Origin of the sequence: Paraglaciecola mesophila (assembly GCF_009906955.1) — a bacterium.
Taxonomy (GTDB): Bacteria; Pseudomonadota; Gammaproteobacteria; order Enterobacterales; family Alteromonadaceae; genus Paraglaciecola; species Paraglaciecola mesophila_A.
Genome location: NZ_CP047656.1, coordinates 4325341 through 4337254 on the forward strand (window position 1 = coordinate 4325341; position 11914 = coordinate 4337254).

Sequence of the window (11914 nt, forward strand, 5' to 3'; positions counted from 1 at the left end):
AAAATGAGTCAAGTAAAGAAAGCCGTTATACCCGTAGCAGGACTTGGAACGCGCATGTTGCCAGCAACCAAAGCAATTCCAAAGGAAATGTTGCCGGTTGTTGATAAGCCACTTATTCAATACGTGGTATCAGAATGTGTAAACGCGGGTATAAAAGAAATTATCTTAGTGACTCATGCCAGTAAAAACAGTATTGAAAACCACTTTGATACCAGTTTTGAGCTTGAAGCCACATTGGAAAAGCGTGTTAAGCGTCAGCTTCTTGAAGCTGTACAAGCGATATGCCCGAAAGACGTTACCATTATGCACGTACGTCAAGGCGTAGCAAAAGGTCTAGGTCACGCTGTGTTGTGCGCGCGCCCTATGGTAGGGGATGCGCCTTTTGCGGTTGTGTTACCTGACGTTATCGTGGATGAAGGCACGTGTAATCCTAAGAAAGATAACCTTGCCGATATGACAGCTAAGTTTAACACTAGCCAAGTCAGTCAGATCATGGTGGAAAGTGTTCCTCAAGAAGACATCAGCAAATACGGTATCGTTGATTTAGACGGTGCGCAATTGTCGCCTGGTGATTCAGCTAAAATGCATGGCATGGTTGAAAAGCCTAACTTGTCAGATGCGCCCTCTGACCTAGCCGTTGTTGGTCGTTACGTGTTGTCAGAAAAAATCTGGGATCTTTTAGCGAAAACCACACCTGGTGCAGGTGATGAAATTCAGCTAACAGATGCCATTGATTCGCTTATGCAGACCGAGCAAGTCGATGCATACTATATGAAAGGGAAAAGCCATGACTGTGGTAGTAAGTTAGGCTACATGAAGGCTAACGTTGAATACGCCATGCGTCACCCTGAGTTAGGTACTGAGTTTAACGAGTTTTTACAAACACTTGTGAAATAACTACATATTGCACAAATGAAAAGCCCCGCGATGTTTTCCATCGCGGGGCTTTTTTTTGCCTTATATTAATTAACTATTATCTGACCTGAACATGGTCAGAGAGTTTAGCTACCATCTTTTTGCCTATACCTTTGACATTTGTTAAGTCGCTCACCTTAGTGAACTTACCACTTTTGTCTCGATAAGCGATGATAGCCGCCGCTTTTTTCTTACCTATACCTGGCAATGTGACTAACTGCTCGGCCGTAGCCGTATTCAAATTGATTTTTTGCGACTTCATTTGTGAAACACTGCTTTTGTCTACTTTGGCCTCAGCAACAGCGTTGCCGATAAAACCAGTCATTAAGACACCTGCAAAAAATAGGGTAGCGATAAACTTTTTCATAATGAAACTCCTTGTTTAGTTGATCCATAACGGTGCATTTGCACAGCAGTAAGCCTAGTAGCGCTTTTGAATAAGGTAAAGAAATGGGGCTAACAATAACGCAGACAAAAAAAGTGGCTCAGTTGAGCCACCTTTTGCAGAGACAAAAATCGCCTTTATAAGCGCTCTAACATCGCTTGGGTAAAGTCACTGGTACCGTGCTCGCCACCTAGATCACGTGTGGTGCGATCACCAGATTCGATGACTTGTTTTAGTGCATAGCGAATTTTCTCAGCTTGGTCACCCATATTTAGGTATTCAAGCATTTGGATTGAGGCCAAAATAACTGAGGTTGGGTTAGCAAGATTTTTGCCTGCGATATCAGGTGCTGAGCCATGAACCGCTTCAAAAATCGCGCAATCTTGCCCGATGTTTGCGCCAGGTGCCATACCTAGGCCGCCAACTAAGCCAGCACATAAGTCTGATAAAATGTCACCAAACAAGTTGGTTGTAACAATCACGTCGAACTGATGAGGGTTCATAACCAGTTGCATGCAGCAGTTATCAACAATCATTTCTGATGATTCAATTTGCGGGTAACGTTGTGCCACTTCGCGGGCCACTTTAAGAAACAAGCCTGAAGTTGACTTTAAAATGTTGGCTTTGTGCACAGCTGTTACTTTTTTGCGACCATCTCGGATTGCCATTTCATAAGCATAGGTCAAAATACGCTCGGCACCGGCGCGGGTAATAAGACTTTTCGCTTCGGCTTCGTTACCATCTTCTGATACCACTTGGCCCAAACCAGAATACATACCTTCGGTATTTTCACGCACGGTTACTATATCAATATTCTCGTAACGGGCTTTCGTTCCTTTGAAAGATAATACAGGGCGCAAGTTAGCATACAGCTGGAATTTTTTACGTAGGCTAACGTTGATTGAAGTGAAACCTTCACCAACAGGTGTTGTTAACGGGCCTTTTAGCGTTACTTTATTCTTCGCGATAAGATCCAGCGTTTCTTCAGGAAGAAGTTCACCGTGATTTTCTAGCGCAACTAAACCTGCATCGGCGAAATCATATTCAAAATCGCAGCCTACTTTGTCTAAAATTTGCAGAGCTGAGTCAATAATATCTGGGCCAATGCCATCTCCGCGAATGACTGTAATGCGTTGCTTAGTCATAAAATAATCCTTACTGTTAAATTTTATACTGACGTTTCAGCGTCAATAATGTCTGTCGAGTACTGCTATGGATGCAGCTATTGAGGTGATGAGTAAAAAGCCTAACGGCCAATATTTTTAGGGCGCGATTTATACCACGAAACGGCGCTTAAAGCCAGCTGTGATAAGCTGTAACGGGGTATTATACAGGCGAGTAACTGTGACAGATTGAATAAGCTTGCTGTTTGATTTCATTCAGCTCTTGCTCCTTTATCTTTAATACCTTGCTTGCGCTCTGCCAATACTGCTGGCTTTGCACGCAGAGTGGCGATGTATTGAAATACAACTCTCTAGCAATGATTAAGCTCAACCCAAGAAGTGCTGCTAATTTAACCGACACTTTGGGCTTGTTCTCATTTAAATAGTGCGCATCATGATAGTGCTTTAAAGCGACAATTTCGTGACGGGGTTGTTGCCATGCTTCGGCCATTGATACTGAGTGAAGGCGAAGCTGTTCCGGCTTTACGCAGCGTATTAACGAGGCCATGTCATAGATATTCGTATCTCCCTTTCGCCACTGAGTCTGGATCTTTAGGTGGGTATGAATAAATAAGCCAACACTGGCAAAATAAGACAGCGTACAGGCTTGTTCGGGTACCCCTATATCCGCTGCTTTTGCTATGCAGCTAGCAATGTGCCCGCGCAGTTGTACGAAATTGATAAAAGCATGTTGTAGTGGAAAGTAATGTTGATTTAAACGGCTTAACAGAGCTTGCTGCATGATGATACTGCCGGAGCGTTCAAACCCATGCATCATCAACCCATGTTGTATGTCTTTCATGGGTAATTTTTGCCGACTACTTTGTGTCGCCGTTTGGCGCAAATGTTGGGCGAATGACGGTTCACGCGCAATTGCATTACTGAGTTTTTTGATGTCTTGAACCGGTTTGTTCAACTGACTTTGGATGGCAACTAGTGTCGCTGGTGGGCGATCCATTTTATAACTTGGTGTAAACGGAGAGAGGGGCTTTGATGTCGCGTCTTCTATATATTGGTGCCACGCATCTCCCCACCAAGCCCGCATTTTGCTCATGTGTTTAAGCGCTTGAGCAGGATAAACACGTTTAATGTGCTCTATATCCACGGAAAAATATGTTGTATGCACACTGGGACGCTGGGCGGAGGTTTGCGGAAAACACAGAACGCTGCCCTCTAACACGCCTACTACGATAGCTAATGAACCGTCTTCGAGCATGACAAATGTGCCTGGTGGCGCAGTGCCTGGGAAGGACATTAAGGGTTCAAGCAAGGCTGCAGAGTTGCCAGATGTATTTTGTACTATTTGGCTTAAGGCCGTTGGAAAGCTCAGAGGTGTTTTTGCATTTTGTCGATGTAAAAGCGCACTCAAACGGGTAGCTATGCCTAAAACCGTTACGTCTGCAGGCGTCTTCGACAAGTGCTTTAAGTGTTGTTTAAGGTCACTATCTAACCATTGAACTTGCCGGTACCCGCGAAGCCATACCGCTTGTTGATATTCAGTCAATATACGGCAAAACGCTTTATTTAAGTGACGTTTTAATGCTACGGATTCCGGTGCTGCTGTTTTGGTTTCGCGTGATACGTCAAAGGCAAATAGGCTAATGGCTGCGCACATTGATTGCAGTATCGTTGTTTCGTTGAACTTATTACGAATACCTATTAGTGCACTAAAAAGGCACGTACTAAATGCGATGTTATACGTATGCGAAAGTGACGACTTATAAAGATGAATTTGTGCAAAAATGAGCTCGGGATGTTGCTTGATTGCGCTTAGTAGCTGGTTATTAAAATTTAAGGTTTGTTGCACAATATCATTGGGTAACGGGGTTTTGCGATATTGTGCAAGCAGCGTATGTAAACTCTGGTACTGCTGTTTAATCAAACTGTCAGGCACAGAGCGAGTTCGCCTTACAGAGATAAATAATCTTGATAGGCACTCTCGCCCCAACCGATCAATTCGTCATTTTGTAACAGCAGTGCAGTGCATTCATCTTGCGTGGTGATACCGTCCGATTTGACATGTTGGGTGCGAAAAAACATAACTTGGTATGTATCGTCGCCCGTTTTCTTGGCTTCACTGATGTCTGGGCCGCCGAGTAATGCTACTATTTGCTGCTTCGTTTGACCTAGTTCCAGCTTAGCCACTTGTACCTTGTTGTACTCTTCGCGATCTTTCCAGTCCATGTCTTGGGCGTTATCAGGGTAAAACAGCAGTACAGCGGCGACGAATACGCCATATAGCGCAACCCCAATACCTATACGCGTCACTATTTTTTTATTCATTTTTTGTGTTCTGTCAGTATAAATGTTGAAAATCTGAGCGAGATTTTATCTTACTGAATAAAAATACCACGCCCAGATTTATTTTTTTACATAATTTCGTAACAAGGCACGTATTCACTGCCTGGTAGTTTCATTCTTTGTTGTACGACAAAAGACTGTAACAGCTCGTCCATTAACGCCATTAATTCTCGGTCACCATCGAGTTTAAACGGGCCTTGTTCACGAATTAATTTTACGCCTTCCGCTTTAACATTGCCTGCGACTATGCCAGAAAAAGCTTTGCGCAGATTCGCAGCTAGCTCAGCTTTAGGTTGATCAAAGTGCAAATTTAATCCACTCATACTGGCGTGAGTGGGAACAAACGGCACTTGAAATTCCTGCTCAATTTTGAGCGACCAGTTAAAATCAAAAGAGTCACCTTTAGCTTTACGATAGGCTCGCACGTCGGCACGTTTTTCATTAATGGTTTGGGCCACGCGAGTTGGGTCATCCACAATAATTTCATAAAGTGATTGCGCTTCTTTGCCTAACGTTGCGCCAATAAATCTATCGATTGCATCAAAATAACCTTCACACACTTTGGGGCCGGTTAGAATAATGGGGAGCACTTGCTCTTTATTTTGCTCGTTTAACATTAGCCCTAACAAATACAGCAGTTCTTCAGCAGTGCCAGCGCCACCAGGAAACACAATAATAGCATGAGACATACGCACAAATGCTTCTAAGCGCTTTTCAATGTCTGGCATGATAACCAGTTCATTTACAATGGCATTGGGTGGCTCAGCTGCAATAATGCTTGGTTCGGTGACGCCTAGGTAGCGTCCATTGCGGTAGCGCTGTTTAGCGTGACCTATGGTCGCACCTTTCATTGGGCCTTTCATCGCGCCGGGCCCACAGCCTGTGCATATATTCAGTTCACGCAGACCAAGTTGGTAGCCTACTTCTTTGGTGTATTGGTACTCAGTTTCGCCAATTGAGTGACCACCCCAACAGACCACTAAGTTAAGCTCGGCAGTGTTTTTGATGGTCTGCGCGTTGCGCATCATGTCAAAGACTTTGTGAGTGATATAAGCCGACTCAGACACGCCTGGAAATTCAGCACCGTTGAAGCTTTCGCCCATGTGAAGCAGGTCACGCAGAACCGAAAATAGGTGTTCATGAACACCTTTGATTAATTTATCGTCGACAAACGCAATAGCAGGGGGATTCACTAACTCAATTTTTACGCCCCGTTCGCGACTAATTAGTTTGATGTCAAACTGTTCATTTTCATCAAATAAGTTCTCGCAATTGTCTGTCTCAGCGCCGCTGTTTAATACGGCTAAGCAACAACTACGAAATAAATAATACAACTGGCTATCAGCAGATTGATTAAGTTTATCAACTTCTAATTTAGATAACTGACTCATCGCCCCAAGGGGATTTAACTGAATACTTTTCATTGAATTCCTTAAATGAAAACAGCCTTGATATGCAACCAGAGTAAAAGAACGCTACATATCTCAGTGCGTGTTTTATTGGCGAGCTAAACGTAGCTCAGGGTAAATAGTTTCAAAGTTACTTCTAAATGGATTGATATCCAATCCACCACGTCGGGTATAACGGGCATAGACACTCAGTTTCTGTGGCTTACAGAATTTCATGATGTCACTAAAAATACGCTCAACGCACTGTTCGTGAAACTCGTTGTGCTGACGAAACGATATTAAATAACGCAATATGCTTTCATGGTCAATTTTTCGGCCGTGATAGCGAATTAACACACTGCCCCAATCTGGTTGATTAGTAATCAAGCAGTTTGATTTTAGTAAATGACTGCAAAGCGTTTCTTGCACTTCACTTTCTTCAACCCGCAGGACTGACGGCTCTAGTTCATAGTTATCAATAGAAATGTCTAAATCGTCAATACATTGGGCTTCGAGTGTTCCAAGGTGTAAGCCAGGAAACGCCTCGCGTGCATAAAGTTGAACATTCACCGGTAAACCTGCACACGCAGATAGATCTTCGCTAATCATTTTTTGCACGTGACCAATGGATTCGACTTTGCTTTGATTAAAACTATTTAGATACAACTTAAATGATTTTGACTCGATTAAATTGACTGACTCGCAGGGCACTTCGCAACGTAAAATGGCGACTTGTGGTTTACCTTTTAAATTGAGCCAAGACAATTCATAGCCATTCCAGCGATCGACACCTTTAAAAGGCAAGGTATCACCTAAATTAAGCTCATCACGATTCAAACTGCGTGGTACGCCTTGTAATAAATCGGGGCTGTAATGCTCTTTGTATTGGGTGGTTTTACCTAATGTTAAGGAGCTTAGAATATCAGAAGGACGTGTTTTATCTTGCATTGTAAGAGCCTCAATGTGAATAAAAAATAGAGATAGAATACATTAGGTGAAGAAGCATTTTATCAGAAGATGCGCCCAAATTAATGCTACATTACTCGCCATTTAATACTTACTAAGAGGAATCGTATGAGTTCAATGGTAAATCAAGCGCTAGACGATTTTATGGCGCGTTTTGCGGCCTTTTCCAAAGAGCATTGTGAGCTGACTTCTATTGAGTTTGACCCTGACTGGCCTTCTGCGTGTTATCAAGCAACCTCAAATAGTCAAAGTGGGGAGCTTGTATCGTGGCAGCCGATAGTGCGAGAACACGTCGCCAATTTTGAGGGGCTCAATGATGCCTTAGAAATTGAGTTGCACCCTGATATTGTTCATTTTTATTCTCGCTATTGGAGCGATAATATAGTGGCGGAACATCCGAGCGGTAAATTGCAAATACTACAAGCGTGGAACGCAGAGGATTTTGACCGTCTTCAGCAGAATATTGTCGGGCATATTTTGATGAAAAGGCGCTTGCGCCAACCAGAAACGGTATTTATCGCATTAACAGATGAAGAAGACTTTATTCTTAGCGTAGAAAATCAAACAGGCGCTGTGATGTTAGAACAAGTCGGCTTGCAGCCGAAAGAGCAGATTTCTGCTGATCTGGCAACGTTTTTGGCTGAAATTGAACCTGCTCTAGCTGATTAACAAATTACTCAGGCGGCGTTAAGCGCGCTAGACGCTGAGTTAGTTCGAGCATCTGTTTTTCTAAAGAGGCAACTCTGGCCTCTAATGTAGCGGGTGCTTCGTCAGATTTTTCTGTCAGGTTCAATGGCTCAATGACTTGGTCGGGCTGAGCTTGCCAGCTTTGAATACCCTTAATCGCCTCTGGAATAGAAAGTTTTCCCCCAGCACGACTTCTGACTAACCCTACGCTGGGTTTTTTACCTTCTTTTGATAATGTTTGGCACAGCGCAATAACTTCAGATAATCGGTTTGTCATAGTTTGGTCAATTCAGCGAAAATATAGTGATAACGACTATTAAACATCAGGATGTTATTATTGTAAATAAAGAATAGTCTTTAAAATCAATTGGATATATTTTTGGCTTTAATTTTGTATATGTCTATGCAAATGAATACTACATGTACTTATTTCAGCGTAATTTAAAAATATACAATTAAAAATGTACAAAAACAGGAGTTTACTATGAAGTCACTTATTCTCGCGGGATCCTTGGGATTATCTTTATTGTTATCTGGGTGTGTTATTTCCGTTGATGGTCACGATGGCTATCAGTCTGATTGGCAAAAACAGGAAAAGCATAATCGTAAAGAAGTTGCTCGATTACAGCCGAATTTAACCACAGGTGAAGTCATGGACCGCATGGGCGTAGCGGATTTCAGTGAATTCGTTAAGAAAGGTGATGATCAGTACCACGTTTTATATTATCGAACCCAGCGCGTGGACGACGATGGCGTAACGACGAAAGATGAATGCACACCGTTAGTATTAAAAAATGATCAACTCGTAGGATGGGGGAACTCTGCACTTGCTATGTTGAGTCAGTAGTTGCGCGTTAATCGCAATACATCATGCAGATTAGTGCATGGTGTATTGCAGTATTGGTATTCTTAGCGTATCCGCGTATTTAACTGGTCGATTAACTCGGCCCACTCTGCATCTTCTAACAATGCATTTCGAATAAATTGAGCTTGTGCCTTCGACCAAAACTCAGCGTCTTCTATGTGTACTCCCTGACGCAACCCCTTGTGCGTTTCAATGAAAGCTTCAACATCACTTTCTTGACCACTTAATCCCAATTGTTCGAAGAGGTCACCCATAGTTGTGTGATAATTTTCCATTGAATACTCCTGCTATTTTAATGGTTTATGATTGACTTAATTGTCGTTTTACAAAATATTAACATGTATTATGGAAATGTAATGTGAATTAAAACCTCCTAGGAGAGATCAGCATGCCATTATCTCAAGCCGTTGTCGCCCCTGATATGGATAACATCAAAGCAATCTATTTAGCCGCGGAAGATTTAAAAATCGCTGCATCTATTTTGTACCAGGCATACCACGATGACCCTTTGTTTATGGATATCTTTCAGGTTAACAAAGAGGGGTACGAATCGCGTTTACGCTCAGCCATTCGTGAAGAGTTGAATGCATTTTGGCAGGCTCGACAGCCTATGATCGGCCTGTTCGATGATACCCGTCTTTTGGCCGTGGCATGCTTAATAGGCCCGGATGCCGAATTTGGCCCAAGTCGCTTTTGGCATTGGCGACTCAAAATGCTGCTCACTGCTGGCTACTTTGGTACCAAGCAAATGGTGGATAAAGAACAAAAGGTGCGTGAACACATTCCGGCCCAGCGTTACCATATGTTGTCATTTATAGGCGTGCACCCTGACTATCAACATTGCGGCTTAGGCCACGTGTTAATGAGTGCCATTGACGGCGTGATGAAAGAAGACTCCAGCAGCGAGGGAATAGGGGTTTATGTGACGTTACCAAAATGTTTGTCCTTTTTTGAAGATGGGCAATATAAAATGCTCGAAGCATTAGAGACAGGGCATATCACTGGTCATTTAATGTTTTGTGAGCGTCAATAATTGTCAGTTTAATTACTTTTCTTTACATATTAATTTGCCTTTTACGGAACTTTAAAAAAAGAAGGCAAAATTTATTCTCCTTTCTTAAATTTTGGTCTACGCAATTGACCTGCACCTTTGTAAGAGATTTCGTACAAAGGTGTAGGACAAAGGCATTTTATTCCTATGCTGATCGCTGTTAGTTTTAAGCAAGTAGCTGATACTTATATGAATTATTCATTTTATTAGACTTTTGGTTAATAACTGTCACGCAATTGTCACGCAGGCATGTCGAAAATGTTTTTGATTGTTATATAGTTTGTCCTGTCACAAGGAAACACGACGAGTCAGGAAGACACAAGGATGACCTAGGACAGGCTCAGGAGAGCAGCACAGTTTAATGGATAAACTGTACATGGATAAGTAGGAAAGCTCGGTATGAGCAACCCATTTGGAAATGGGAACAAGGAAAAGGACACACTCAGGACGAGTGCCCATTTAGGATGAATGGTAAAGGGATAACAAGGATACTTCAGGATGAAGTCGCGCATCGGCGTTAAGGAAAAGGACACACTCAGGAAGAGTTGCTTATACGGAAATAAGCGCATTGGATGCAATAAGGATAGCTGTTAGGACAACAGCACTCACCTAGGAAGGTGATAAAGGGAAAGGGATACACTTGGGATAAGTGCCGCATTCAGGATGAGTGACAGAAGGACAAGACAAGGACTGTGTAAGTTAGATGTTGTGAAGGAGCGCACAGAGGGACCTTCAATTTTTATGTAAAGGCGTGGCTTGAAGAAATTCAGGCCGCGCCTTTGCAGTTTCTGGACGCAATAAAAAGTCGTTGTCTAAAGCAGCTTCTTCTCGCTTGACAAAAACTAATCTACTCGATAAGCAGGGGTATCAACTTTGAGTATATGCTTACCTGCCATCGTTAATGTGCCTTGGTAGCTGTTCTCACCATTGCCAGAAAACTCAAACACAAAACAACTCTGCCAATCTAGTTTTCCTCTATAGCTACCGAGCCGCGTTTTATGTCGCGCATTACTAATTAGCTGCAAGCCATGCTGGTCACAGTATTGTGCCAAGTGCTGGTTGGCTTTTTCAGTAATCGCGCGCATACGCCAAAACTGCAAAACCACTAACAAAATGACTAAGAACAGGGTTAAATCAAATAAATTCATTTTTGTTGCCCGCTAAATAAATGGCCAATCACCTGCGTTAATGCATAAGATTTGTCTTGCCAGCGAATAATGCCAAGCATTGCGGGTCGAATACTAGGAATGCGCACTAAGTCACTGTAAAGGTCAGCACATAGCTCAATATCGATTAACGCGAGCCGTTCAATATATTGGCGCAATACGTTTTCATCTTGCAAGTATTGCCAATGCCTCGCGGCAATCAACAACATGATTTCCGGCACAGTATTGTGTTGTGAATCAAGTATTTTTTGGATGTACGCTTTTACGATTGTATTGGCTACGCTTTGACTTAGCGCCCGCAGTGTCCATTGTAGAAGAGACAAATCGGCGATATGTTGATTTGCATTGTCAATCAGTTGCTGGCTGACAGACTTGTCTAGCGGGTAGTTTTCTAGCGACGACATTAACGCTTGCTGCACTTGAGGCGCTGTTTCAAATAGATGTGCTGTAATGAGTTGGGCGCCGTCTTTGCGACGCACGCTGGCTGCTACATCTGCGATACCTTGTAAGGCAACTTCTTGCCAATTGTGCGCCTGAGGATGTGCAATATAACGAACCGCAGCTGAATAGTATTCGCTTGGTGGAAGGTTCAAAACACCTCTACTTACACTATTAAAATCAGCGAGTTGCTGTTGATTTGGCACAAAGGTATATGGATTTTCAGGTAAGCGCCCTTGGGCTTCTTTGTTATGTTCTAATTGTGCCCCTAAGGCATCAGTAATGATCTGTAAAAAGTGATTACGCGTTGCGCTGATAACTAGGCCTTTTTCGTCTAAAGGCAATTTTACAAACCAAATATAATGTTCGCGGCTTAACTGGCGACTAAAAAATACGATGCCGAACCACCCATGTTCTTGACGAGGATAGGGTGCCGCTTCGCTGGCGTTTTCTATGTTTAGAAAGGTTTGGCTATCGAGGGAGCGAATGGTACGACCCATATCAAATACATGATATTCGGTTTGAGCGTGAAGAAGAAATTCACTGATGGAGCTGATTTGATTCATGTTTACCTATAAACTGCCGCGCA

Annotated in this window: 14 protein-coding genes; 4 read left to right on the forward strand and 10 right to left on the reverse strand. The window is 42.8% G+C overall.

Translation table 11 applies throughout. The features are described from left to right. The first annotated feature begins 3 nt into the window (after window positions 1-3). Entirely contained in the window at window positions 4-897 is an 894-nt protein-coding gene (galU, locus tag FX988_RS18375) for a UTP--glucose-1-phosphate uridylyltransferase GalU (RefSeq protein WP_007988591.1), read from the forward strand. A gap of 76 nt (window positions 898-973) precedes the next feature. On the opposite strand, the gene FX988_RS18380 is transcribed toward galU, so the two are convergent. From FX988_RS18380 to queF, 6 genes are all read right to left on the reverse strand, one after another. After that, window positions 974-1282, reverse strand: a complete 309-nt coding sequence (locus tag FX988_RS18380; RefSeq protein ID WP_160181539.1) for a ComEA family DNA-binding protein — start codon at window positions 1280-1282, stop codon at window positions 974-976. A gap of 155 nt (window positions 1283-1437) precedes the next feature. After that, window positions 1438-2445, reverse strand: coding sequence for an isocitrate dehydrogenase (locus FX988_RS18385; RefSeq protein ID WP_160181540.1), 1008 nt, complete (start codon window positions 2443-2445; stop codon window positions 1438-1440). 181 nt (window positions 2446-2626) lie between these two features. Then, complete coding sequence (locus tag FX988_RS18390; RefSeq protein ID WP_160181541.1) at window positions 2627-4357, reverse strand: histidine kinase; 1731 nt, start codon at window positions 4355-4357, stop codon at window positions 2627-2629. Between the two features lie 14 nt (window positions 4358-4371). Beyond that, the gene (locus FX988_RS18395) at window positions 4372-4746 is read right to left on the reverse strand and encodes a DUF3192 domain-containing protein (protein WP_013753159.1); all 375 of its coding nucleotides are present in this window, start codon (window positions 4744-4746) and stop codon (window positions 4372-4374) included. An 86-nt stretch (window positions 4747-4832) separates the two neighbouring features. After that, window positions 4833-6188, reverse strand: a complete 1356-nt coding sequence (gene ppnN / locus FX988_RS18400) for a nucleotide 5'-monophosphate nucleosidase PpnN (protein WP_160181542.1) — start codon at window positions 6186-6188, stop codon at window positions 4833-4835. Window positions 6189-6260: 72 nt separating this feature from the next. Beyond that, window positions 6261-7100, reverse strand: coding sequence for an NADPH-dependent 7-cyano-7-deazaguanine reductase QueF (queF, locus tag FX988_RS18405; protein WP_160181543.1), 840 nt, complete (start codon window positions 7098-7100; stop codon window positions 6261-6263). 126 nt (window positions 7101-7226) lie between these two features. Between queF and syd the strand changes: the two genes are divergently transcribed. Further along, complete coding sequence (gene syd / locus FX988_RS18410; protein WP_201751602.1) at window positions 7227-7787, forward strand: SecY-interacting protein; 561 nt, start codon at window positions 7227-7229, stop codon at window positions 7785-7787. Window positions 7788-7791: 4 nt separating this feature from the next. Here syd and FX988_RS18415 read toward each other — a convergent pair whose 3' ends face one another. Beyond that, on the reverse strand, window positions 7792-8082 hold the full coding sequence (locus FX988_RS18415) for a hypothetical protein (protein ID WP_160181544.1): 291 nt from the start codon (window positions 8080-8082) through the stop codon (window positions 7792-7794). 207 nt (window positions 8083-8289) lie between these two features. On the opposite strand from FX988_RS18415, the gene FX988_RS18420 reads away from it, so the two are divergent. Further along, window positions 8290-8652, forward strand: coding sequence for a DUF3192 domain-containing protein (locus tag FX988_RS18420; protein ID WP_160181545.1), 363 nt, complete (start codon window positions 8290-8292; stop codon window positions 8650-8652). Between the two features lie 62 nt (window positions 8653-8714). Here the strand turns inward: FX988_RS18420 and FX988_RS18425 are convergent, their stop codons facing one another. Further along, window positions 8715-8945, reverse strand: a complete 231-nt coding sequence (locus tag FX988_RS18425) for a DUF2789 family protein (RefSeq protein ID WP_160181546.1) — start codon at window positions 8943-8945, stop codon at window positions 8715-8717. A gap of 113 nt (window positions 8946-9058) precedes the next feature. On the opposite strand from FX988_RS18425, the gene FX988_RS18430 reads away from it, so the two are divergent. Beyond that, the gene (locus FX988_RS18430) at window positions 9059-9703 is read left to right on the forward strand and encodes a GNAT family N-acetyltransferase (protein ID WP_160181547.1); all 645 of its coding nucleotides are present in this window, start codon (window positions 9059-9061) and stop codon (window positions 9701-9703) included. An 860-nt stretch (window positions 9704-10563) separates the two neighbouring features. On the opposite strand, the gene FX988_RS18435 is transcribed toward FX988_RS18430, so the two are convergent. Then, window positions 10564-10869, reverse strand: coding sequence for a DUF3301 domain-containing protein (locus FX988_RS18435; protein WP_160181548.1), 306 nt, complete (start codon window positions 10867-10869; stop codon window positions 10564-10566). Beyond that, window positions 10866-11891 (reverse strand): DUF3549 family protein, encoded by a 1026-nt coding sequence (locus tag FX988_RS18440; RefSeq protein ID WP_160181549.1) that lies wholly within the window; start codon window positions 11889-11891, stop codon window positions 10866-10868. The genes FX988_RS18435 and FX988_RS18440 overlap by 4 nt, the downstream gene beginning before the upstream one ends. Between the last annotated feature and the right edge of the window lie 23 nt (window positions 11892-11914).